Below are 23,477 nucleotides of genomic sequence, written 5' to 3' on the forward strand. Positions count from 1 at the left end.
TGGTCTCCTCAGGAGTCGGTGGCACGGCCGGTGAGCGCGACGAACGCGTCGTCGAGGGACGCCTGCTCGACCCGGAGTTCGGCGGCGGTGACCTGGTTGCGGGCGAGCACGGTGGTCACGGCGAGCAGCAGGTTCCCGGTGCCGGTCACCACGAGCCGTTCGCCGGCCCGCTCGACCGAGACGACCTCGGGCAACGCGGTCAGCACGGCGGGGTCCAGCGGGACGGACGGCCGGAACCGGACGCGTTGCCGGTCGTCGACGCGGGCGACGAGCCCCGCCGGGGTGTCGAGCGCGACCACCTTGCCGGAATCGATCACCGCGATCCGGTCGCAGAGTCGTTCCGCCTCTTCCATGAAGTGCGTGACCAGCAGGATCGTGACTCCCCGGTCGCGGACGGCCTCGATCAGGTCCCACGCGTCGCGGCGGGCCTGCGGGTCGAGACCGGTGGTGAGCTCGTCGAGCACCGCCACCCTCGGATTCCCGATCAGCGCGAGCGCGATCGACAACCGCTGTTTCTGCCCGCCGGACAGCCTGCGGAACTGCGTGTCCACCTTGTCCGTCAGGTCGAGGGTGCCGAGCAGTTCCCGCCAGTCCGCCGGTTCGCGGTAGAAGGAGCTGTACAGCTTCAGCGCCTCGCCGACTTCGAGCCTGTCCGGCAGCTCGCTTTCCTGCAGCTGCGCGCCGAGCAACTGCCGGAGCTCACCGGTTTCGCGTCGCGGGTCGAGCCCGCAGACCCGGATGGTCCCGCCGTCCGGGACGCGCAGTCCCTCGACGCATTCGACGGTCGTGGTCTTGCCCGCGCCGTTGGGCCCCAGGATGCCGAAGATCTCGCCTTGTTCGACGCTGAAGCCGGCCCCGTCCACCGCGGTGTGGTCGCCGTAGCGTTTGACGAGGCCGTCTACCTCGATGATTGCCATGAGAAAACGATGCCGTCCGGCGAGGGTGTGCCGAATCGACCGGGCGGCCAAGATCCGGTGGATGCCCCCTCCACCGATCGGTGGATGCCCGCCGGCGGCGAGGGCCGCGATTCCGGTGGTAACGAGCCTGCGCCGAACGGGTTCCGTCACATTGACCGGACGCTTCGCGGCGACCTACGCTCGACCGGCCAGACGACGGGCACCCGGAACGCGGTGAGAATCCGCGCGGTCGCGCCACTGTGACCTCGAACCAGCCGGTTCGGGGAAGCCAGACCCGGAGCCGTCGTGTCACCCCTGAAGAGGCCGCGCTAGCCCGAGGAGGTCCCACCGCCATGTCCGAAGCGGTAGCCGCAGTACCCGTCCCCGTCCGGATCCCCGTCCGCGAGATCCTGCCCTGGGCGGTGCTCGTCATCCTCCTCTCGCTGATCACGCTGTACTTCATCAGCGCCGAGCAGGGTGCGGTGTCGGTGTTCGCGAACTCGTACGTCCACGAGTTCGTCCACGACGGCCGGCACCTGCTGGCCTTCCCCTGCCACTAGGCGGCACGCGCCCCATGATGAGGTCCTTGCTGGTCCGCGGCATGCTCGCGGGCCTGATCGCCGGTGTCTTGGCGACCCTTTTCGCGTACTTCCTCGGTGAGCCTTCGGTCGAGACGGCCATCGGTCTCGAAGGCGGTGCCGCGCATTCGCACAGTGCTCCGGGCGCGCACGAACACGAGCCCGCCCCGGCCGAGCCGGCGGAGGAAGAGCTCGTCACGCGCGGCGTGCAGAGCACCGTCGGTCTGCTGACCGGCGTCGGCCTGTACGGCGTCGCCGTCGGCGGGCTGTTCTCGCTCGCGTTCGCTTTCGTCTACGGACGGCTCGGCACGCTGCGGCCGCGGGTGACCGCGGCGCTCCTCGCCGGTGGCGCCTTCGTGGTCGTGTTCCTGGTGCCCTTCCTGAAGTACCCCGGGAATCCCCCGGCCGTCGGGCAGGCGGGCACGATCGGGAGCCGGACGTCGCTGTACTTCGGCTTCGTCGCGCTCTCGCTGCTGATCGGTCTGCTCGCGGCGGCGTTCGGCCGGAAGCTGGCCGACAAGCTCGGCGCGTGGCGGGGCGGCCTGATCGCCTCGGGCGGGTACGTCGTGCTGATCGGCGTGGCGGCGGCGCTGCTGCCGTCGATCGACGAGGTCCCCGACGGGTTCCCCGGTTCCACGCTGTGGACCTTCCGGCTGGCCTCGGTCGGCACCCAGGTGGTGCTCTGGACCGCGCTCGGCCTGACCTTCGGGGCCCTGGCCGAGAAGGCTTTGAAGACCAAGGACGCCGTTCCGGCGAGCTAGCGTTTCGTCCTCTGAATGCGGTCCCTGACAAGCAAGGACCGCATTCAGAGGACGAAATGCGTCAAAGGACGCCGGGCGGTACGAACGGCAGGCCGCCGTCGGGGCCGTGCTCGATGAGTCGCAGGAGTCCGGCGGTGTCGACGTGCTCCTCGACGGCGTCGGCGAGTTTGTCGAGCATGGCTTCCCGCAGCGCGCCGAAGCCTCGCGCCCCGGCAGCCGGTGACCAGTCCGCGACCTCGCCCAGCCAGGCGCGGCGGAAGCCGTCGTTCTCGAAGGCGCCGTGCCACATCGTGCCCCACACCGCACCCCGCCGGTGTCCGTCCAAAAAGGACTCGGCGGGACCGGTGGCGGTCACGGTGCCGTGGTGGATCTCGTACGCCTCGACGGGCAGGCCGCGCCACTCGCCCGTGGGCCGGGCCAGCACCTTGTCCGCGCCGAACGAGACGCGCGTCGGCAGCAGCCCGAGACCGGGTACCGTACCGGCGCCGGATTCGACGTCGTCCTCGATCTCGGCGGCCAGCATCTGATAGCCCCCGCAGATCCCGAGTACCGGGCGGCCCGCCTCGGCCCGCGCCAGGACGGCGTCCGCCAGACCGCGTGCGCGCAGCCACGCCAGGTCGTCCACGGTCGCGCGGGAACCCGGCAGGATCACGATGTCGGCGGACAGGACCGTGTCCGGATCGGCCGTCAACGCGACCGAGACGCCGGGCTCGGCGGCGAGCGCGTCGACGTCGGTCGCGTTGGAGGCACGGGGAAAACGCACGACGGCGATCCGCAGGGAGCCGCCCGAGGCGCCCCAGCCCGCGGCGGCCAGCGCGTCCTCCGAGTCGATCCACACCTGGTCGAGCCAGGGCAGCACGCCGAAGACCTCGCGGCCGGTGAGCTTTTCCAGCGTCTCCAGTCCCGGCCGCAGCAGACCGACGTCACCGCGGAACTTGTTGACCAGCCAGCCCGAAACCAGCGCCTGATCCTCGGCGCACAGCAGGGCGAGGGTGCCGAACATCGCCGCCATGACGCCGCCGCGGTCGATGTCGCCGACGACGACCACGGGCAGGCCGAAGCGCCGCGCCAGCCCCATGTTGACGTAGTCGCCCTCGCGCAGGTTGATCTCGGCCGGGCTGCCCGCGCCTTCGCACAGCACGACGTCGAAACGCGTCCTCAGTGCGGCGAAGGTGTCGAAGGCGATCTCGGCGAGCCCCGCCCGACCGGTCGCGTACTCCCCCGCTTCCAGCGTGCCGAACGGTTTCCCGAGCGCGACGACGTGGCTGCGTCGGTCGCTCCCGGGTTTCAGCAGCACCGGGTTCATCGCGGCCTCGGGTTCGACCCGGGCGGCCCGCGCCTGGAGCCATTGCGCGCGGCCGATCTCGGCGCCGTCCGCGCACACCATCGAGTTGTTCGACATGTTCTGCGACTTGAACGGCGCCACCCGCACGCCCCGGCGCGCGAGCCAGCGGCACAACGCGGCGGTGACGAGGCTCTTGCCCGCGTCCGACGTCGTCCCCGCGACGAGCAGGCCGCTCACCGCGTGACCGCGACCGCGACGGCGAGCGCGGCGAGACCGACCGCTCGCGAAAGCCGGACCGCGCGGCGCACGTCCACCGGCTCCGGTTCGCGGCCGTCACCGAGGACGCCGCGGCGTTCGGTGCGGCCGCCGTAGCTGTTCGTCCCGCCCAGCCGGACCCCGAGCGCGCCCGCGAACGCGGCTTCGACCTGGCCGGCGTTCGGGCTCGGATGATGTTTCCCGTCGCGGCGCCAGACGCGGAACGCGGATTTGGCGAACCCGCCCGCCAGCGGGGCGGACGCCACGGTCAGCGCCGCGCCGACCCGCGCGGGCACCAGATTCGCCAGGTCGTCGGCCCTCGCCGACGCCCAGCCGAAATTGGCGTACCTCGGCGAGCGGTAGCCGACCATCGCGTCGAGCGTGTTGAGCGCGCGGTAGCCCAGCAGACCGGGGATCCCGGCGACCGCTCCCCACAGCAACGGCGCGACGACGGCGTCCGAAGTGTTCTCCGCGATGGACTCGGTGGTCGCGCGAGCGAGCTGTCCGGTGTCGAGATCGGTGGCGTCGCGGGCGCACAGATGCGACAGCCGCTGCCGCGCGGCGGGCAGATCGCCGTCGTCGAGCAGGCGGGCCATGTGCGCGCCCTCGGCCGCGAGCCCCCGGCCGCCCAGAACCACCCAGGTGGACGCCGCGGTGAGCGCGAACCGCGCGAAAGGACGCTTTCGGGTCACGAGCTGGGCCGCGACACCCAATCCGGTGACGGTGCCCGCGCAGACGGCGGTGTACGCCGCGCCCCGCACCTTCGAATCGGCCCAAACCCGCTGCTCAAGGGCTTGCGCGGCGCGGCCGAAGCCGGCGACGGGATGCCTCCGCCGTGGATCTCCGAACATGGCGTCGGCGACGTAACCGGTAACGAGTCCGGCTGCGGTGGCGGCTTGTCGGAGTGGCACGTGGCGAACGGTAGCGCGTGCACGAGAATGCGGGGTATGACCAAGCTGACGCATCGCCTCGCGGGGGTTCTCGAGTCCCTCGCGAGGGCACTTCGCCGCTACTCGCGCGACGACGGCAAGGTGCTGATACTGGGCGGCGTCCGCTCTGGGAAGTCTCACCACGCCGAGGGCCTCGCGTCCCGCCACCCGCACCTGACCTACGTCGCGCCCGGACTGCCGCCGAGTGCCGAGGATCCCGAATGGGCCGCCCGGGTGGCCGCGCACCGCGCGCGGCGGCCCGCCAACTGGAAGACGGTCGAGACCACCGACCTGGCCACGGTGCTGCGCACGGCGACGCATCCGCTGCTCATCGACTGCCTCGGCACCTGGATCAGCCGGGTGCTCGACGAGGTCGGCGCCTGGGAGCAGCGCAAGGGCTGGGAACGGCGGCTCGACGACCGGCTGGAGGACTTCCTCGCGGCGTGGGCGCAGGCCGACGTGCCGGTGATCGCGGTCAGCAACGAGGTCGGCAGCGGTGTGGTGCCCGCGACGGTGTCCGGACGCGTGTTCCGTGATGTGCTGGGCGCGTTGAACAACCGGGTGTCCGCCGTGTCCGACCGGACCGTGCTGGTCGTCGCCGGACGGATGCTGGACCTGCCTTAGGGAGTCGTCATGCGTATCGCCACCCCGGACGCCACCGCCGAAGCCGCCGCGCGCGCCAGGCTGGACGGCCTGGTCAAGCCGCTGGGTTCGCTCGGCAGGCTCGAAGACCTGGCCGCCTGGCTCAGCGCGGCGCACGGCACCGTCCCGCCGCGGCCGCTCGACGACGTCCGCGTGGTCGTTTTCGCCGGGGACCACGGGGTTTCCGGGATGTCGGCGTATCCGCGCGAGGTCACCGCGGCGATGGTCCGGGTGTTCCTGGCCGGGAAGAGCGGGGTCGGCGTGCTGGCCGCGCAGGCCGGGGCGAAGGTGCGGGCACTGGACATCGCCGTGGACTGGGACGGCGCGGACGTGCCGGCCGAGGTCCTCGCGCACAAGGTCCGGCGGGGTTCCGGTTCGATCGACGTCGAGGACGCGCTCGCCGAGGGCGAGGCGCGGACGGCGTTCGAGCACGGGCTGGCGATCGCGGACGAGGAGATCGACGGCGGCGCGGATCTGCTCATCCCCGGCGACATGGGGATCGGCAACACGACGATCTGCGCGGCCGTGGTCGCTTCGGTGCTCGGTCTTTTCCCGGAAGACGTCGTCGGCACGGGCACCGGGATCGACGAGGACGGGCGCGCGCGGAAGCTCGCGGTCGTCGAAGCCGCGTTGATCAGGGCCGGTGCGGTGAAAGACCCCTTCGCACTGCTGACCGCTCTCGGCAGCGCCTGTCTCGCCGCGACGGCGGGCTTCCTCGTGCAGGCCGCGGTGCGCGGGGTGCCGGTGCTGCTCGACGGCGTGTTCTCCGGGGCCGCGGCGCTCGTCGCCCGCGAGATCGCGCCGGGCGCCGAGCAGTGGTGGCTGGCCGGGCACCGCTCGACCGAACCTTCGCAGGCGTACGCGTTGAAGGCGCTCGGACTGGAGCCGATCCTGGACCTCGGGCTGCGGCTCGGCGAGGGCAGCGGCGCCGTGCAGGCGGTGCCGACGTTGCGGGCGGCGCGGGCGATCCTCGCGGACATGGGCCTGCTGGCGGATCTGGCTTGATCGCCGACGCGCTGAAAATGGCGGTCGGGACCCTGACCACGGTCCGGGTCCCGGCGCCGAAGCTGATCGACCGGCGGGTGGCGGGCGGCGCGATGGTGCTCGCCCCGCTGGCAGTCGTGCCGCTCGCCGCCGTCGCTTCGGTGATCGTCTTCCTGGGCGACCTGATCGGCTTGCCCGCTTTCGCGTCGGCCGCGCTCGCGATCGGCGCGGTGGCGCTGAGCAGCCGCGGGCTCCATCTCGACGGGCTCGCCGACACGGCCGACGGGCTCGGCGCCTCCTACGACCGCGAACGGGCGCTGGAGGTCATGCGGCGCGGGGATTCCGGGCCGACCGGGGTCGCGACCCTGGTGCTGGTGCTGCTCGTGCAGGTCGGCGCGCTGGCCGGGGCGATCTCGGCCGGGCACGGGGTCGCGGCGGCCGCGGTCGCGGTCTTCGCCGGACGCGGTGTGCTCTCGCTGTGCTGCGCTCACGGTGTCCCTTCGGCCCGGCCGGACGGGCTGGGCGCGACCGTCGCCGGTTCGGTGCCGGTGTGGACGGCCGCGGTGGTGTTCGCCGTGCTCGCGGGCGCGGCGGCGCTGGTCTTTCCGTGGCGGCAAGGGCTGATCGCGGTGGCGCTGGGGTACCTGGCCGCGTCGGCGCTGCTGGCGCGGTGCGTCCAGCGGCTGGGCGGAATCACCGGGGACGTGCTCGGGGGCTGCGTCGAGGTGGCCGTCGTGGGTGTTCTGCTCGGCTTGTCGTTCTGAGGGTCATGAGCGGCAAGGCCGGATATTGGGGGGTAAGGCAAACATGCCATGCTCGCTCGCGTGCATGTCGGCCCCGGATGTTGTGAAAGCCACGTTCGCAACGTTGAAGGTTGTGAACGTGGCTTTCGCAGCGCCTCCGCCGCCCATGAGGCCCGCAATACCTGAGGTGAAGGTCGAGTTCCCTCGGCTGAGCCGCGTGAAGGGGGCCTTCACGCGCGACCGCTGTGACTGCTGGTGCGTCCGGGGCGGACGTGGCGATCACCGCGGTCCGCTCACGAGGAGGCAGGGTCACCGGCCGCGAGTTTCTCGTCGATTTCCGGGATCCAGAAGCACAGTTCGAGGGTCTTCATCGCGGCCCACAAGCTGAGTTTCCGGGCCTGCGCGACCAAGGTGAGCGACGCGGACAGAAGCAGCACCGCGATCCCTGCGGCGATGAACGGATGCTTGCCCGCGAAGATCTCGACGATCGCGGCGACCGCGCCCAACAGCAACGGCGGCGCGCAGTTGCGCACCATCAGCCCGGACGCGCGCAGTCTCGTGACGTCGACCGCGACCTCCTTGTCGTGCAGTTGCAGCGCGCACAGCAGGAGATGCGTGTTCTCCTTCAGGAACGGGCGGTCCTTGGCGGCGGGCGAGCGCTGGAGGAACACCTCGACCGGGTTCCGGTCTCGCCTGCGCGGCACGATCCGCTCCAGCGCCTCACCGAGCGGATACGCCAGATAGCCCAGCAGGAAACTCAGCACCACGATGACGACGACCAGCACCACCGTCGGCACGCCACCGATGCTCGCCGCCGTCAGGATGTGGAGCTTCGCCCCGAGGTAGCCGAAGAACGCGACGTACAGCGCGCCGGGGATGGTGTAGGCGAAGAGATCGAAGACGCCGATCACGAAGTTCACCGGCTCATCCAACCATCTCGCGCGCGATATGCCGTCGGAATCGGAGCTATCGCACGCGGGCCTCGGCGACTTCGTCGGCATGCGGGACGGTCGCGGCGATGATGCCGTCCAGTACGTCCCGGGTCGCCGTCATCTCGTCGATCGCGGTACTGATCCTTTCCCGCTCCCGGTACAGCTCGGGCAGCAGATCGGCGCAGGCGGGCGCCAGGCCGTTCCCCAGATCGACCATGCACGGCAACACTCCGGCGATGGTGGCGGTGCTCAGCCCGGCGGACAGCAGTGTGCGGATGTTGCGCACCCGCCCGACATCCTGTTCCGAATACTCGCGGTAGCCACTTGCCCTGCGCACCGGATGCAGAAGGTCCTGTTCCTCGTAGTAGCGAAGCAGCCGCTCCCGCACACCGGTCCGCCGTACCAGCTCCCCGATCCTCATGAAACAACCTTTACACGATCGGGAGTTGACTCTCACATCGATGTGAGACTTTAGCCTTTCGCCATGACCGAACAAAAATCTCCCGTGACCGTCGTCGGGCTCGGCCCGATGGGTACGGCTCTCGCAGGCACGCTGCTCGACCGAGGCCATGAAGTGACCGTCTGGAACCGTTCCCCCGGCAAGGCCGCTCCCCTGGTGGCGAAAGGCGCCCGGCAGGCGAGCGACATCGCGGACGCGGTGTCCGCGAGCGGGCTGCTCGTGGTCTGCCTCGCCGACTACGACGCCCTGTACTCCGCGCTGGCACCGGCCGGAGAAGCGTTACGCGCCCGTGTGGTGGTGAACCTGAATTCCGGCACGCCGAAGGAGGCGAACGAGGCCCTCCGCTGGGCCGAGCACCACGGAGCGGGCTATCTCGACGGCGCCATCATGGTTCCTCCGGCGATGGTCGGCCACCCCGGCTCGGTCTTCCTCTACAGCGGTTCGGCCGAGGTTTTCGCAGCGCACAAGGACACGCTGGCCGAGATGGGCGACCCGACCTATTTGGGCACGGAACCGGGCCTGGCGGTGCTGTACAACACCGCACTGCTGAGCATGATGTATTCGTCGCTGAACGGTTTCCTGCACGCCGCCGCGCTGGTCGGCAGCGCCGGGGTCGCGGCGACCGAGTTCACGAAGCTCGCCGTGGACTGGTTTCTGCCTTCGGTGATCGGCGGAATCATCAAGGCCCAGGCGCCCACCATCGACGAAGGCGCGTACCCCGAGGACGCCGGTCCCCTGGAAATGAACATCACGACGCTGAAGCACATCATCGGAACCAGCGAGGAGCAGGGCGTGGACACCGAGATCCCGTTCCGGAACAAGGAACTGCTGGAGAAGGCGGCCGCGGCCGGATTCGGCAAGAGCAGCTACACCTCGGTGATCGAAGTCCTCAAGCGGGCGGCTGCCTGACCTCGGCAAGGGCGGCCAGGAAGCGGTCCACCGTCTCCCGGTCCCGGACGGCGATCCGCAGGTACCGCGAGTCCAGCCCCGGGAATGTGTCCCCGCGCCGGACCGCGAAGCCCTTCTCCCGCAACCGTTCCCGGACGCCGTCCGCGCCGGGGAGGCGCACGAGCACGAACGGTCCCCGCGGCTCCCCCAGCACCTCGACGTCCAGCTCGGTCAGGCCCGACACCAGGTACTCCCGGTCCGATTCCGCCGCGGCCGCCAGCTTTTCGGCTTCCTCCAGTGCCGCCGGACGGCAGCACGCCACCACGGCGACGGCGGCGAGCGAGGACACCGACCAGGGTGGCTGGACCGCGCGCAGACTGTCCACAACGGACTCTTCCGCCAGGACGTAGCCGGCGCGCAGCCCGGCGATGCCCCAGGTTTTCGTCAGGCTCCGCAGGACGGCGAAACCGGGTTGCCCCGCAACGCTTTCGGACTCGCCGGGAACGGCGTCGAGGAAGGCTTCGTCGACGACGACCAAGCGGCCCGGACGTCGCAGGGCGAGCAGATCGGCGGCCGGATGCAGCACCGAAGTAGGGTTCGTCGGGTTCCCGACGTAGACCAGGTCCGCGTCTTCCGGGACGCCGCCCAGCCGGAAACCGTCGTCAGCGGACAGCAGGACCCGGTGCACCGAATGACCGGCCGCGCGCAGAGCGGCTTCGGGTTCGGTGAACTGCGGATGCACGACCACCGCGCGCGAAGGCCGCAACGCCGTGGCCAGCAGTGTGAAGGCCTCAGCCGCGCCCGAAGTCACCAGCACCTGGGACTCCGGCAGACCGTGCCGAGCGGCCACCGCCGACACAGCGGCGGTGACGTCGGGATACGCGGCCAGGTCGTCCAGGGCCGCCGCCAGTTCGGCGCGCAGCCAGGCGGGCGGCGCCGGGAGCCGGACGTTGACCGCCAGGTCGACGAGCCCTTCGCCGACCTCACGGTCCCCGTGGTGCCAGAGGTCGTAGTCAGCCATGAGCGTGGACCGCGGCGGCGAACCGCTCGGCGAGTTCGGGGTAGCCCGCCCAGTGGACGTGCAGGTACGACGCGTGCAGCGACGCCGACGCGAAGCCGTCGGGCGTCCGGTCCCATCCCCAGGCCGGGGTCGGGCCGCTCCCGGGTTCGACGATCGTGCGGTGGAACTCGTGCCCGGTGACGCGCTGCCCGGCCACGGTCAGCACGGTGTCCGCGGGTGAGAAAGCCTTGCGGTAGCCGAGTTTCCCGCGTTTGGTCATGGTGGCCGAGGCGTCGAGGACGCCGGTCATCGGCATCCCGTCGATGTCCTGGCACAGGTACAACAGTCCGGCGCATTCGGCGACGACGGGCATTCCGTCGCCGACCGCGCGGGCCACCGCCGTCCGCAACGGGACGTTCGACGACAGCTCTTCGGCGTGCACCTCGGGAAAGCCGCCGCCGAAGTACAGACCGGCGCAACCCTCGGGAAGTTCCTTGTCCTGCAACGGATCCACTTCGACGACGTCGACGCCGGCGGCGGCCAGCAGTTCGTCGGCCTCGGTGTAGCGGAACGTGAACGCCGGACCGGCCGCGACGGCGACGACTGAACGCCGTCCCTCGTGCGCGAGCGTAGGCCGCCAAGGCTCGCCCGAAAGCCGAGGCGCCGAGCGCGCGACCTGGACGACGGCGCCGAGATCGACGCCCTCGCTGATCCATCCGGCCAGTTCCGGCAGCAGCCGCTCCGACTCGCTCGCCCGCTCCGCCGCCGGGACCAGGCCCAGGTGACGGCTGGGCGCGTGGATCTCTTCGTTGCGGTACAACGTTCCCAGCAGCGGGACGCCGGTCGCTTCCAGCGCGGTGACGATCTCGTCCGCGTGCCGCTGCGAGCCCAGTTTGTTGAGGATGACGCCGGCGAGCCGGACGCGGGTGTCGTACTGCGCGAAGCCGAGCACGGTCGCGGCGACACTGCGCGACGCCGCCGAGGCGTCCACGACCAGCACGACCGGGGCGTCCAGCAGCCGCGCGACATGCGCCGTCGAGGCGTACCCCTCGGTGCCCAGCGCCCCGTCGAACAGGCCCATCACGCCTTCGATGATCGCGATGTCGGCCCCGGCGGAACCGTGCCGCAGCAACGGGATCAGCCGGTCTTCACCTTGCAGGAACGGATCGAGGTTGCGGGCGGGCCGCCCGGTGGCCAGCGCGTGGTAGCTCGGGTCGATGAAGTCGGGGCCGACCTTGTGCCCGGACACCTTCAGCCCCCGCGCGCGCAACGCCGCCATGAGGCCCGCGGCGATCGTGGTCTTGCCGTGCCCGGACCCGGGCGCGGCGATGACCACGCGATTCACCATTCGATGCCTCGCTGGCCTTTTTGCCCGGCGTCCATCGGGTGCTTCACCTTGGTCATCTCGGTGACCAGATCCGCCGCCTCGATCAGCTCCGGCGGCGCGTACCGGCCGGTGATCACCACGTGCTGGTGTCCCGGGCGCCCGATCAGCGTCGAGACGACGTCGTCCACTTCGAGCCAGCCCCATTTCAGCAGGTAGCTGAACTCGTCGAGGACGTAGAAGTCGTGGGTTTCGGCGGCGAGACGGCGTTTGATCTCGGCCCAGCCCTCGCGGGCGTTGGCGGCGTGGTCCTCCTCGGACCCGGACTTGCGCGCCCAGCTCCAGCCTTCGCCCATCTTGTGCCACTCGACAGCGCCGCCCTGGCCGGTGTCCTCATGCAGCTTGCCGAGAGCGCGGAACGCGGCTTCCTCGCCGACGCGCCATTTCGCCGACTTCACGAACTGGAACACACCGATCGACCAGCCCTGGTTCCACGCGCGCAACGCCATCCCGAACGCGGCCGTGGACTTCCCCTTCATCTCGCCGGTGTTGACGGCGAGCAAGGGCCGGTTGCGACGCTGGCGGGTGGTGAGCCCGTCGTTCGGCACGATCTCCGGTTTGCCCTGCGGCATTACGCGGCCCTCCCGGAAATACGTGTGCGTACGGCGCCCGCGAGCGTGTCGGCGGCGACCTCGGTGACCGGAACGTGTTCCGCGCCCAGGTGTTCCGCCAGTTCCGCGGCGAGCCCGAGGCGCATCTTGCCGCTCTCGCAGTCCATCACGACCGAAGTCACGTTCCCGGCCAGCAACCCGGCCGCCTGCTGTGCCCGTTTGACGGCGTCCGCGCCGCTGGTCGCCCGGCCGTCGGTGACGACGACGAGCAGCGGGCGCCGCAGCGGATCACGGACCGCCTCGATCCGCAGAACCCGTGCCGCTTCAAGGAGTCCCTCGGCGAGCGGGGTCCGGCCGCCGGTCGCGAGACCGTCCAAACGGGACGCCGCGGCGTCGACGCTGATGGTCGGCGGGAGCGCGAGTTCGGCGCCGGAGGCACGGAAGGTCACCAGGCCGACCTTGTCGCGGCGCTGGTAGGCGTCGAGCAGCAACGACAGCACGGCGGTCTTGACCTCACGCATCCGCTGGCGTGCGCCCATCGAGCCGGACGCGTCGACGCAGAACAGCACGAGGTTGCCTTCGCGCCCTTCACGCCGGGCGAACCGCAGGTCCTGAGGCCGCACCACGAGTCCGGCGCCGCTACGGCCGCGAGATCGCTGATGCGGCGCGGCCGCGCGTACGGTCGCGAGCAGATGCGGATGCCCGTCCTTGGTCCCGGCGGGCTGGACGCCGATGGTCCGCCCGTTGTCGGTGATCGCCCTCGACCGCCGTCCGGCCGCGCCCTCTCCGGTGCCCTTCACCTCGAAACGCCTGGCACGAAAGGCTTCCCCGGCTCCGACCGGCTTCTGATCACCACCGCTCTGGCCGCCGCCCGAGGGCTCTTCGCCGCCTTCAGACGGCGGCGGTCCCGAAGTCTCACCGCCCTCCGGCGGGGCACCGGAACCGGGACCGTCATCGTCGGGGCCTTCAGGACCGGGGTCCTCGGGTTGCGCGTCCTGCAGCGCCTGCTCCAGCTGTTCTTCGGAGATTCCGGGCGCGTCGAAGGGATTCCGGCGACGACGATGCGGCAGCGCGAGCCGGGCCGCGACACGGACGTCCTCGGTGGTGACCTCGGTCCGTCCGGCCCAGGCGGCGTGCGCGACGGCGGTCCGCGCGGTCACGATGTCCGCGCGCATGCCGTCGACCTCGAACGAGGCGCAGACCTCGGCGATCTGCCGCAGCGCGTCGTCCGGCAGCTTGACCGACGGCAGAAGTCGTTGCGCCGCCTCGATGTCCGTGGCGAGTTCGGCGTCGGCCGCGGCGTACTGGCCGGCGAAACCGTCGGGGTCGGCCTCGTAGGCGAGGCGCCGCCGGACGACCTCGACGCGCAGTTCGGGATCGCGGCTCGACGCGACCTCGACGGTGAGCCCGAAGCGGTCCAGCAGCTGCGGCCGCAGCTCGCCTTCCTCGGGGTTCATCGTGCCGATCAGGACGAACCGGGCGGCGTGCGACACCGAGACGCCCTCGCGTTCGACGGTCGCGCGGCCCATGGCGGCGGCGTCGAGCAGCGTGTCGACCAGGTGATCGTGCAGGAGGTTGACCTCGTCCACGTACAGCAGCCCGCGATGCGCGGCCGCGAGCAGACCGGGCTGGAAATCGGTGACGCCGTCGGCGAGCGCGCGTTCCAGGTTCAGCGAACCGATCACGCGGTCTTCGGCCGCGCCGACCGGCAGTTCCACCAGCCGCGCGGGACGACGGTGCGCGGCCGCCCCCTCGGCGTGCGGGCCGTCCGGGCAGGCGGGGTCGGGCTCGACGGGGTCGCAGGAGAACCGGCACGCGTCCACGACGTCGACACCGGGCAGCAGCCCGGCCAGCGCGCGCACCATCGTGGACTTCGCCGTGCCCTTCTCCCCGCGCACGAGCACCCCGCCGACGGCGGGTGAGATGGAGGAAAGCACCAGCGCCAGGCGCAGATCCGGCATCCCCACAACGGCGGTGAACGGGTACGGCTTCACAGCTCTCCTCGTCGTCGACGACCTCCGGCCGATCATCGCACAGGATTTCCGTCGTCTAGCGTGACGAACGTGCGCGAAAAATCACCCCTGACCGTGGTCGGGATCGGGGCCGACGGCTGGTCCGGCCTGTCCGGGCAGGCCAGGGAAGCGGTGCTGCGCGCGGACGTCGTCGTCGGTGCTCCGCGTCAGCTCGCGTACCTGCCGGCCGGGGTGAAATCCGAGCCGTGGCCCAGCCCGCTCCTCCCCGCCCTGGACGACTTCCTCGCGGGCCGGAGCCGCGTCTGCGTCCTGGCCAGCGGCGACCCCCTGCTGTCCGGGATCGGCACGACGCTGATCCAGCGCGGCTACGACGTCGAGATCCTGCCCGCGCTCTCGTCGGTCACGCTCGCCCGCGCGAGGCTCGGCTGGTCGGCGGAGGAGACCGAGGTGGTCACGGTCGTCGGCCGCGCGATCGGCCGGGTGAGCCGGGCCCTGACGCCCGGCCGGAAGATCCTCGTCCTCGGCGCGAACGCCGAAGACCTGCTCGACCTGCTCAAAGCCCGTGGGTACGAGAAAAGCCGCGTCACCGCGCTGTCCGATCTCGGCGGCCCCGAGGAGCGGATCGGCCCCGGCACGCTGACCGTGTTCGCCATCGAGGCCGACGGTCCCGCGCTGCCGCTGACCGGGCTGCCGGACGACGCCTTCGAGCACGACGGCCAGCTCACCAAACGCGACCTGCGCGCGTCCGCGCTGGTCAGGCTCGCGCCGACCCCCGGCGAACTGCTGTGGGACGTCGGCGCGGGCGCGGGCAGCGTCGGGATCGAGTGGTCCCGCGCGCATCCGCTGAACCGGGCGATCGCGATCGAACGCTCGCCGGAGCGAGCCGCCCGGATCACCCGGAACGCGCACGCGCTCGGCGTCCCGGAACTCGACGTGGTGATCGGTGCCGTGCCGGCCGCACTCGACGGACTGACCAGGCCGGACGCGATCTTCCTCGGCGGCGGGCTGACCGTGCCCGGTGTCCTCGACGCCTGCCTGGCGACCGGCGCGCGGATCGTCGCGCACGGCGTGACCCTCGAATCCGAACAGGCCCTGGCCCGCGCGTACACCGAACACGGCGGCGAGCTGATCCGCGTCGGCGTCGAGCAGGCGGCACCGCTGGGCGGATTCACCGGCTGGACCCCGGCGCGGGTCGTCACACAGTGGAGCAGAACGTGACAGTGCACTTCATCGGCGCCGGTCCCGGTGCCGCCGACCTCATCACCGTCCGAGGCCGTGACCTGCTCGGCCGCTGCGGAACCTGCCTGTACCCCGGCAGCATGACGCCGACAGCGCTCTTGGCGTACTGCCCGGACGACGCGGTGCTCATCGACACCGCGAACCTCGACCTGCCCGCGATCGTCGAGCGCATGGCCGAAGCCCACAGAGACGGCCACGAGATCGCACGGCTGTGCTCGGGCGACCCGTCGATCTACAGCGCGGTCGCCGAGCAGATGCGCCGCCTCGACGCGGCGGGCGTTCCGTACGACGTCACCCCCGGCGTCCCCGCGTTCGCCGCCGCGGCCGCGTTGCTCAACCGCGAGCTGACCGTGCCCGAGGTCGGCCAGAGCCTGGTCATCACGCGCGCGCAGGCCCGGTCCACGGCGATGCCCCCGGGTGAGACGCTGGCGAACTTCGCGCGCACCGGCACCACGCTCGCGCTGCATCTGGCGATCAACCGGATCGAGCAAGTAGTCGACGAATTGCGACCGTTTTATCAAAAGACCTGTCCGGCGGCGGTCGTCGCGCTGGCGAGCCAGCCGGGTGAGCAGGTGCTGCGCGGCACGCTCGGCACCATCGCCGCGCAAGCGCGCGAGGCCGGGATCAGCCGGGCCGCGATGATCTTCGTCGGAGAAGTCCTTGCGGCCGAAGGATTTCCCGATAGTTTTCTCTACTCGGCCACCCGTGATCGCGCGAACCAACCGGAGTCGTTGTGAAGAGTCTTCGCTGGGGCCTGCTGGCCGCCGGGACCATCGCCGCCGAATTCGCGGCGGGGGTAGAAGAGAGCAAGCACGGTGTCCTGGAAGCCGTCGCCGCGCGATCCGGTGACCGGGCGGCCGAGTTCGCGAGCCGCTTCGAGATCCCGAAATGCTATGGCTCCTACGAGGATCTGCTCGCCGATCCCGACGTCGACGCGGTCTACATCTCGACGCCGCATCCGCTGCACGGCGAGTGGGCGATCCGCGCGGCCGAGTCGGGCAAGCACATCCTGTGCGAGAAACCGCTGACCGTGTCGGTCGGTGAGGCCGAGAAGGTCATCGAAGCGGCGCGGGTCAACGACGTCTTCCTGATGGAGGCGTTCATGTACCGGCTGCACCCGCAGATCCGGCGGCTGGCCGAGCTGATCTCGTGCGGCGCCATCGGCGAGGTCCGCGCGGTGGACGTCGCCTTCAGCTACGACTTCGTGGTGCCCCGGCTCACCGATCCCGCGCTGGGCGGCGGCGGGATCTTCGACGTCGGCTGCTACTGCACGTCACTCGCGCGGCTGGTCTCGCAGGCGGCGACCGGGCAGGACGTCGTCGAGCCCGAAGAGGTGCTCGGAATGGCGAGGCTCGACGAGAACGGCGTCGACGAGGTCGCGTTCGGGCTGCTGCGGCTGCCGGGCGGGATCCTCGCGCAACTGGCTTGCGGCTTCCGGCTGACGCAGGATGACCACATCCGCGTCTACGGCTCGCAAGGTCAGCTGTACATACCGAAACCGGCGTGGACCCACGAAATGCGCAAGCCGAGGACCTCGCAGATCGTTCTCACGCCGGAAGGCGGCGAAGCCGAGGTGATCGAGGTCGAAGCGACTCAAGGCCTCTTCGCTCGCGAGGCCGACCACGTCGCCACGCATCTCGCCGACCGGCAGGCACCCGAACTCACCTGGGCCGAAACGCTCGCCAACCTGCGCACGCTGGAACGATGGCGCGCGGCCGTGGCGCGATGACGCTGCTGATCCTGGGCGGCACGGGCGAAGCACGGGAGCTCGCGAAGGAACTGGTGGCGCGCGGCGAACACGTCGTGTCTTCACTGGCGGGCCGCGTCGCGCGACCGAAACTGCCCGACGGCGAAGTCCGTCTCGGCGGCTTCGGCGGTCCCGAAGGTCTCGCACGCTGGCTGACCGAGAACGACGTCGACGCGATGATCGACGCCACCCATCCCTTCGCGGAACGCATCGGTGCCAACGCGGCCGAAGCCGCGCGCGCGACGGGCACACCGTTGCTGAGGCTGGCCCGGCCCGGCTGGACAGAACAGCCCGGCGACACCTGGCATTGGGCCGACGACCTCGGCCACGCCGCGCGGCTCCTGCCGGCTTTGGGTGACCGCGTGTTCCTCACCAGCGGACGTCAGGGGCTCGCCGCGTTCGCCGGACTCGGCCTCTGGTTCCTGATCCGCTGCGTCGATCCGCCCGGGGTACCGCTCCCCCGGCGGCACGAAGTCCTGCTGGACCGGGGGCCGTACACGGTGGAGAAGGAACGCGCGCTCATGGAACGGCACGACGTCGGAGTGCTCGTCACGAAGGACAGCGGCGGCGCGATGACCGCCGCGAAACTCACCGCCGCCCGAGAGCTCGGCCTGCCCGTGGTCGTCGTCCGGCGTCCGCCGCGCCCCGAAACGGCCAGCGTATCGACAGTTCAGGGCGCCATAACCTGGATCGGCACCGCGACGAAGGGCAGCCCTGCGTAAGCCGTTCGGACCAGACCCGTTAGCGTTGCGCCGATGCGTTTGATCGCTGTCACGCTGGGGTTGCTCTCCGCCTTGTGCGCATTGGCTTTCCCCTTCCTGCCGGTGGTGCAGGACACAGCGGAGGTCGTCTGGCCAACGGGCGGCGACACCCGCTCCGTCAACGCGCCCTTGACCGGGTACTGGGCCCAGGATCTGCGCGTCGACCTGCCGTGCACCACCGTCCGGTCGCTCGACGCGCGTTCGCAGGGCCAGGCACTGCTGTTCTCCACCGTGCCCGACGGCCGCACCGACCCGCGCGCGGGCAAGGGCGTCGGCCTGCAGCTGCGCATCGACAACGGCGTGCTGCTCGCGTCCAGCCAGGGACAGCAGATCGTGCAGCAGCCGCTGCCCGCCGACAACTGCGACATCAAGCTGTCGGCGGACGCGAACCAGATGACGCTGACCGTCGCCGAGACCGTGGTCTTCCACGCCGAGGGCGACGTCCGGCCGCGGCTGGTCGGGATCTACTCGTCGATCAACGCGGGCAAGGACCCGATCGCCGGTCTGCACGTCTCGGTCGTCCCGGACACCCGCTACCAGACGTCGCCGACGGTGTGGAAGTGGATCATCGGGGTGATCGCGGCGCTGTCGTTCATCGGCTGCCTGATCGCGGTGTGGCGGATGGACTCCGGGTTCGCCCGCCGTGCGCCGCGCTGGGCGCCGGTCGGCTGGTGGCGGCTGACCGCCCGTGACGCGACGGTGATCATCGCGCTCGGCGCGTGGGTCTTCATCGGCCCGGTCACCTCCGACGACGGCTACATCCTCACGATGTCGAGAGTGGCCGAGGAAACCGGCTACCTCACGAACTACCACCGCTGGTTCGGTGTCGCCGAGGCGCCGTTCGGCTGGTTCTACCACGTGTATCAGCTGATGGCGCACGTCAGCACGGTGCCGCCGTGGATCCGGCTCCCGTCGTTCGTGCTCGGCGTGCTGAGCTGGCTGCTGATCAGCCGCGAGGTCATGCCGCGGCTCGGCACCCAGGTCCGGATGAGCCGCGCCGCGGGCTGGGCCGCCGCCGCGGTGTTCCTGGTCTGGTGGATGCCGTTCAACAACGGTGTCCGGCCGGAGCCGGTCGCCGCGCTGGGTTCGCTGCTGGCGATCTGCGCGGTGGAACGCACGCTGGTGACCCGCCGCCTGCTGCCGTTGTGCCTGGGGCTGACCGCCGCCGCCTTCACCCTGGCCGCGACGCCGACCGGGCTGATCGCGGTCGCGCCGTTCCTGGTGGCCGCCCGCCCGCTGTTCAAACTGGTCCGCCAGCGCGCCGAGAACGGCTGGCTGCCGGTGCTCGCGCCGGTGCTGGCCGCCGGGCTGCTGGTGCTGGTCGTGGTGTTCGCCGACCAGACCTTCGCCACCGTGCAGGAGGCGACCCGGATCCGCACCCTGGTCGGCCCGAACCTGTCGTGGTTCCAGGAGCTCGCGCGCTACCAGTTGCTCTTCGAAAGCCTTCCGGACGGATCGGTGCCACGCCGGTTCCCGGTCCTGCTGGTGCTGCTGTGCACCGGGACCTGCCTGGTGGTGCTGCTGCGCCGCGGCCGGATCCCCGGCGCCGCGCTCGGCCCCAGCCGCCGCCTGATCGGCACGGTCGCGCTGTTCTTCCTGCTGCTGGCCCTGACCCCGACCAAGTGGACGCACCATTTCGGCGCGTTCGCCGCGGTCGGCGCGGCCATGGCGGCGTTGACCGCGTTGGCGACGAGTTCGACGGTGCTGCGGTCGAGACGGAACCGGGCGGCGTTCCTCGCCGGGCTGCTCGTGGTCGGCGCGCTGGCCGCGACCGGGCCCAACTCGTTCTGGTTCGTCTCGAAACTCGGGGTGCAGTGGACCGCGGTGGCGCCGTCGATCGGCGGGATCCCGCTGTCGACGATCCTGCTGGTCGCGGCCGCGATCTCGGGGATCTACGCGTTCGTGGAGAACGTCCGCGCGCACCGGCCAGGACAGCAGGCGGGACCGCAGGAAGGACGGAGCCGCTCGCTGCGGCTCGGTTCGCTCTCACTGGTGGTCGTCTGTGGCCTGATGGCCGGGGGCGAGTTCGTCAGCATGGCGTGGGCGATCCACAACCAGCAGGGTTCCTACAGCCTCGGCGCCGCGAACTTCGGGCATCTGTTCGGCAAGAGCTGCAATCTCTCCGACCATGTGATGGTGGAACGCGACGCCGCGACCAGCGTCCTGCGGGCCCAGCCCGAACAGCGGACGGTGCCGGTCAAGAAGGAGGAGCCGCCCGCCGGGCAGACCCCGCCGCCGCTGCCCGATCCCGAACAGGACAACGGCCGCGTGCAGACCGGGTTCCACACCCGCGCGATCGACGACAAGGACCCGCTCGCCGAACCTCCGCACGGCTTCAAACCCGACGAGGTGCCGATGTGGAGCAGCTTCCTCGACCCCGAAACGCGGGCCGGACGGCTGCGCAGCGACTGGTACGCCCTCGCCGAGAAGCCCGCCGACGGCCAGATCGTGGTCGCCACCGCGGGCGCGGCCCGGCGGCCGACGTCGGTCAGCCTCGACTACGGCATGAACACCCCCGAAGGCGTGAAGGTCGTCCGCAGCCAGTTCGTCCTCCCGCCCGGCGCCGGGACCAACGGCTGGAACGACACCCGGATCAACCTGCGTGACCTGCCCGCCGAGACGACGTCCGTGCGGATCAACATCGTCGACAACGACCTCACCGAGGACGGCTGGATCGCCGCGTCGGCGCCGCGCGTGCCGACGTTCACCACGCTGACCGAGAAGATCGCGGGCAAACCGGTCTACGTCGACTGGCCCGCGTCGTTCGTCTACCCGTGCGTGCAGCCGGTGACCTCGCATGACGGCATCTCGAAGATGCCGGAGTACCGGATCACCGCGGGTGCCGTCGCGGACGAGGCGAACTGGGCGTCCAGCACCAACGGCGGTCCGATCGGCTGGCTCGAAGAGGTCGCCGCCGAACCCGAGGTGCCCAGCTACCTGATCGGCCAGCCCAGCCAGTCGTGGGGCCAGCTGCTGCAGGTCGAACCGTTCACCGAGGGCATCGCGCCGACGATCATCCACGGCGAGAAGGTCGTGCCCGGCTGGTGGTCACCGGGTCCCGGGCCGCGGCAGCCGAACGGCAAGGACCCGACGCGCTGAGCGACAACTCGTCACTCACGTGTCTGAACCCGTGACTCGCGTGCTTGGAGGCGGAACTCGTGAGTTCCACCTCCAAGCACGCGAATGCGGTGTCTGATCACGCGAGTTACGGGTTCAGGCACGCCAGCGCGGACGGCAACGCGCCCTCGTGCAGCACCCCCAGCCGCTGCGTAGCGCGGGTGAGCGCCACGTACAGCTCAGCCGCGCCACGCGGGCCGTCGGCGAGGATCCGCGCCGGGTCCACGACGAGGACGGCGTCGAACTCGAGCCCCTTCGTCTCCGAAGCGGGCACGGTCCCCGGCACCCCCGGCGGCCCGATCACGACGCTGGTGCCCTCACGACCCGCCTCGTCCTTGACGAACTCCTCGATGGCGCCGGCCAGCGATTCCTCGGAGACCTGCCGCGCCCACGGCCGGACACCGTTGGCACGTACCGATTCCGGCGCCCGGACGTCCGGCGCGAACTCGGCGAGCACCGACGCGGCGACGGCCATGATCTCCGACGGCGTGCGGTAGTTCACCGTCAGCGACCGGTAGACCCAGCGGCCCGGCACGTACGGCGCCAGCATCGCGTCCCACGACCGCGCCCCGGCTTCGGACCGGCGCTGCGCCAGATCCCCGACGACGGTGAAGGACCGGTTGGGACAGCGCCGCATCAGCACCCGCCAGTCCATTTCGGACAGTTCCTGTGCCTCGTCGACGACGACGTGCCGGTACGTCCAGTCCCGGTCCGCCGAGGCGCGCTCGACGAGGCTGCGCGTGTCGTGCTCGACGAAGCGGTCGGCGAGTTCGTCGGCGAAGAGGAGGTTCTCCGCGGACAGCATGACGTCCTCGTCCATCTCCTCGCGGTCGAGTTTCATCGTGTCCAGCACGCCTTCGGCGTACTCGGCCTCGGCCTTCTTCTCCCGCGCGAGCGCCTTTTCCGCCGCCTGGTCCGCCGCCTTGTCGCGGCCGAGCAGGTCGACGAGCTCGTCGAGCAGCGGCATGTCCGACACCGTCCAGGCCTCCCCGTCAGCGCGCAGCAACGCCTGGTCGGCGCCCGCGGCCGCCAGCCTCTCCGAGGACGAGAACAGTGCTCCCAGCAGGCTTTCCGGCGTCAGGATCGGCCAGAGGTCGTCGAGCGCGGTGGTGAACGTCTCGCTCTCGGCCAGTTCCTTGAGCAGGTCCTTCCGCAGCCGCTCCCATTCGTCGCGGTCGTCCCGGCTGAGCCAGCCGCGGCCGATCCGCGCGATCGCCCGCTCGGTCAGCACGTAGGTGACGATGTCGGTGAACGTCACCCGCGCTTCGTTGTGCGGCAAGCCACTCTTGCGTGCCTCGTCCCTCGCCCATTCCGCGGTCTCGGCGTCGATCCGGACGGTGACGTCGGCCAGCTCGATCAGCACCGGCTCCTCCGGCAGCCGCTGACGATCGGCGACGGCGGCCTTGAGGACGTCCAGCATCTTCAGCGACCCCTTGAGCCGCGTCGCCTCCGGGCCGTCCTCGGCGGTGACATGCTTGCCGGGCACGAAATCGCCGGTGGTCATGAACACCACGTCGGTCTCGCCCAGCGACGGCAGCACCCGGCCGATGTGGTGCAGGAACGCCGGATTCGGCCCGACCACGAGCACGCCGTGGCGTTCCATCCGCTCGCGCTGCGTGTACAGCAGGTAGGCGACACGGTGCAACGCCACGACGGTCTTCCCGGTGCCCGGCCCGCCTTCGATCACGAGCACTCCGGGATGCTCGTGCCGGATGATCTCGTCCTGCTCGGCCTGGATCGTCGCGACGATGTCGCGCATCCCCTCACCCCGCGGCGCGTTGACGGCCGCGAGCAGCGCCGCGTCACCCTCCGCGTCGCCCCCGGGACGGCCGAACACCTCGTCGGTGAACCCGAGCAGCTCACGCCCGTGCGTGTGGAACTGACGGCGGCGGCGCATCTTCTCCGGCGTCGCCGCGGTCGCGGTGTAGAACGGGCGCGCCGCCGGAGCCCGCCAGTCGAGCAGCACCGGTTCGTAGTCGTTCTCCTCGTCGAAGAGACCGATGCGGCCGATGTGGGAGGTCTCCCCCGCGAGGCTGTCCAGCCTGCCGAAGCACAGGCCGTTGTCCACGACGTCCAGCCGCCGCGACTCCCTGGCCAGCGCGCGCACCTCGACGTCGCGTTCCATGGCCGTCCCGCCGGTCCCGCCCAGCGCGGCCTGGAACTCCCCCTTCACCCGGGCGCGTTCGGCGTCCAGGCGCGTGTAGAGCCCGGCGACGTAGTCGCGTTCGGACCGGAGCTCTTCTTCATGACCCTGAGTTGACACAGACTCCCATTTCGCCAGGTTTCGGCTACGGCGAGTGAGTGTGCGGCATGACCGGGGTCTTGTGGCAAGTCCCCCCATGCGCTATATGT

General features: G+C 70.9%; 21 protein-coding genes. 11 read left to right on the forward strand and 10 right to left on the reverse strand.

The genetic code is table 11. The features are described 5' to 3' along the window. Positions 1–8: 8 nt before the first annotated feature. Positions 9–917, reverse strand: a complete 909-nt coding sequence (locus IE302_RS30725; RefSeq protein ID WP_191257932.1) for an ABC transporter ATP-binding protein — start codon at positions 915–917, stop codon at positions 9–11. Positions 918–1,249: 332 nt separating this feature from the next. Between IE302_RS30725 and IE302_RS30730 the strand changes: the two genes are divergently transcribed. Continuing rightward, the gene (locus IE302_RS30730; protein ID WP_005162643.1) at positions 1,250–1,456 is read left to right on the forward strand and encodes a CbtB domain-containing protein; all 207 of its coding nucleotides are present in this window, start codon (positions 1,250–1,252) and stop codon (positions 1,454–1,456) included. A 14-nt stretch (positions 1,457–1,470) separates the two neighbouring features. Further along, positions 1,471–2,235 carry a CbtA family protein gene (locus IE302_RS30735; protein WP_191257933.1) on the forward strand — a complete coding sequence of 255 codons (765 nt, stop codon included), beginning with the start codon at positions 1,471–1,473 and terminating at the stop codon, positions 2,233–2,235. Positions 2,236–2,296: 61 nt separating this feature from the next. Here the strand turns inward: IE302_RS30735 and IE302_RS30740 are convergent, their stop codons facing one another. Together IE302_RS30740 and IE302_RS30745 are read right to left on the reverse strand one after the other, a co-directional pair. After that, positions 2,297–3,757, reverse strand: coding sequence for a cobyric acid synthase (locus IE302_RS30740; RefSeq protein ID WP_191257934.1), 1,461 nt, complete (start codon positions 3,755–3,757; stop codon positions 2,297–2,299). Then, positions 3,754–4,686, reverse strand: a complete 933-nt coding sequence (locus IE302_RS30745) for a cobalamin biosynthesis protein (protein ID WP_191257935.1) — start codon at positions 4,684–4,686, stop codon at positions 3,754–3,756. The genes IE302_RS30740 and IE302_RS30745 overlap by 4 nt, the downstream gene beginning before the upstream one ends. A gap of 36 nt (positions 4,687–4,722) precedes the next feature. Between IE302_RS30745 and IE302_RS30750 the strand changes: the two genes are divergently transcribed. Genes IE302_RS30750 through IE302_RS30760 form a run of 3 tightly spaced genes read left to right on the forward strand, consistent with a single transcriptional unit; the run spans position 4,723 to position 7,094 of the window. Next, complete coding sequence (locus IE302_RS30750) at positions 4,723–5,328, forward strand: bifunctional adenosylcobinamide kinase/adenosylcobinamide-phosphate guanylyltransferase (RefSeq protein ID WP_191257936.1); 606 nt, start codon at positions 4,723–4,725, stop codon at positions 5,326–5,328. Between the two features lie 9 nt (positions 5,329–5,337). Beyond that, positions 5,338–6,351: a nicotinate-nucleotide--dimethylbenzimidazole phosphoribosyltransferase gene (gene cobT / locus IE302_RS30755; RefSeq protein WP_191257937.1), complete on the forward strand. Its 1,014-nt coding sequence runs from the start codon at positions 5,338–5,340 to the stop codon at positions 6,349–6,351. Further along, positions 6,348–7,094 carry an adenosylcobinamide-GDP ribazoletransferase gene (locus IE302_RS30760; RefSeq protein WP_191257938.1) on the forward strand — a complete coding sequence of 249 codons (747 nt, stop codon included), beginning with the start codon at positions 6,348–6,350 and terminating at the stop codon, positions 7,092–7,094. The genes cobT and IE302_RS30760 overlap by 4 nt, the downstream gene beginning before the upstream one ends. Before the next feature lie 272 nt (positions 7,095–7,366). Here the strand turns inward: IE302_RS30760 and IE302_RS30765 are convergent, their stop codons facing one another. Next, positions 7,367–7,993: a hypothetical protein gene (locus IE302_RS30765; RefSeq protein WP_191257939.1), complete on the reverse strand. Its 627-nt coding sequence runs from the start codon at positions 7,991–7,993 to the stop codon at positions 7,367–7,369. Between the two features lie 46 nt (positions 7,994–8,039). After that, positions 8,040–8,426, reverse strand: a complete 387-nt coding sequence (locus IE302_RS30770; RefSeq protein WP_191257940.1) for a MerR family transcriptional regulator — start codon at positions 8,424–8,426, stop codon at positions 8,040–8,042. Positions 8,427–8,489: 63 nt separating this feature from the next. On the opposite strand from IE302_RS30770, the gene IE302_RS30775 reads away from it, so the two are divergent. Further along, positions 8,490–9,374: an NAD(P)-dependent oxidoreductase gene (locus tag IE302_RS30775; protein ID WP_191257941.1), complete on the forward strand. Its 885-nt coding sequence runs from the start codon at positions 8,490–8,492 to the stop codon at positions 9,372–9,374. Here IE302_RS30775 and cobC read toward each other — a convergent pair. From cobC to IE302_RS30795, 4 genes are read right to left on the reverse strand one after another with little or no spacing between them, the layout of a single operon-like run. After that, entirely contained in the window at positions 9,355–10,374 is a 1,020-nt protein-coding gene (cobC, locus tag IE302_RS30780) for an Rv2231c family histidinol phosphate aminotransferase CobC (protein WP_191257942.1), read from the reverse strand. The two genes, IE302_RS30775 and cobC, sit on opposite strands and share 20 nt — an antisense overlap. After that, the gene (locus IE302_RS30785; protein WP_191257943.1) at positions 10,367–11,701 is read right to left on the reverse strand and encodes a cobyrinic acid a,c-diamide synthase CobB; all 1,335 of its coding nucleotides are present in this window, start codon (positions 11,699–11,701) and stop codon (positions 10,367–10,369) included. The genes cobC and IE302_RS30785 overlap by 8 nt, the downstream gene beginning before the upstream one ends. Further along, entirely contained in the window at positions 11,695–12,309 is a 615-nt protein-coding gene (cobO, locus tag IE302_RS30790; protein WP_191257944.1) for a cob(I)yrinic acid a,c-diamide adenosyltransferase, read from the reverse strand. The genes IE302_RS30785 and cobO overlap by 7 nt, the downstream gene beginning before the upstream one ends. Then, entirely contained in the window at positions 12,309–14,282 is a 1,974-nt protein-coding gene (locus tag IE302_RS30795; protein ID WP_191257945.1) for a putative cobaltochelatase, read from the reverse strand. The genes cobO and IE302_RS30795 overlap by 1 nt, the downstream gene beginning before the upstream one ends. A 60-nt stretch (positions 14,283–14,342) precedes the next feature. Here IE302_RS30795 and cbiE point away from each other — a divergent pair, with 60 nt between their 5' ends. Genes cbiE through IE302_RS30820 form a run of 5 tightly spaced genes read left to right on the forward strand, consistent with a single transcriptional unit; the run spans position 14,343 to position 21,107 of the window. After that, positions 14,343–15,479, forward strand: coding sequence for a precorrin-6y C5,15-methyltransferase (decarboxylating) subunit CbiE (cbiE, locus tag IE302_RS30800; protein WP_191257946.1), 1,137 nt, complete (start codon positions 14,343–14,345; stop codon positions 15,477–15,479). Next, positions 15,476–16,237 carry a precorrin-4 C(11)-methyltransferase gene (gene cobM / locus IE302_RS30805; protein ID WP_191257947.1) on the forward strand — a complete coding sequence of 254 codons (762 nt, stop codon included), beginning with the start codon at positions 15,476–15,478 and terminating at the stop codon, positions 16,235–16,237. Before cbiE ends, cobM begins: the two co-directional genes overlap by 4 nt. Next, the gene (locus IE302_RS30810; RefSeq protein WP_191257948.1) at positions 16,234–17,229 is read left to right on the forward strand and encodes a Gfo/Idh/MocA family protein; all 996 of its coding nucleotides are present in this window, start codon (positions 16,234–16,236) and stop codon (positions 17,227–17,229) included. Before cobM ends, IE302_RS30810 begins: the two co-directional genes overlap by 4 nt. Then, positions 17,205–17,969 carry a cobalt-precorrin-6A reductase gene (locus IE302_RS30815; RefSeq protein WP_229908032.1) on the forward strand — a complete coding sequence of 255 codons (765 nt, stop codon included), beginning with the start codon at positions 17,205–17,207 and terminating at the stop codon, positions 17,967–17,969. The genes IE302_RS30810 and IE302_RS30815 overlap by 25 nt, the downstream gene beginning before the upstream one ends. A 33-nt stretch (positions 17,970–18,002) precedes the next feature. Next, entirely contained in the window at positions 18,003–21,107 is a 3,105-nt protein-coding gene (locus tag IE302_RS30820) for an arabinosyltransferase domain-containing protein (protein ID WP_191257949.1), read from the forward strand. Positions 21,108–21,213: 106 nt separating this feature from the next. Here the strand turns inward: IE302_RS30820 and helR are convergent, their stop codons facing one another. Continuing rightward, a complete protein-coding gene (gene helR, locus IE302_RS30825; protein ID WP_191257950.1) occupies positions 21,214–23,388 on the reverse strand; it encodes an RNA polymerase recycling motor ATPase HelR in 2,175 nt (724 codons plus the stop codon). Between the last annotated feature and the right edge of the window lie 89 nt (positions 23,389–23,477).

The organism is Amycolatopsis oliviviridis (assembly GCF_014654365.1).
In the GTDB taxonomy this organism is placed as follows: domain Bacteria; phylum Actinomycetota; class Actinomycetes; order Mycobacteriales; family Pseudonocardiaceae; genus Amycolatopsis; species Amycolatopsis oliviviridis.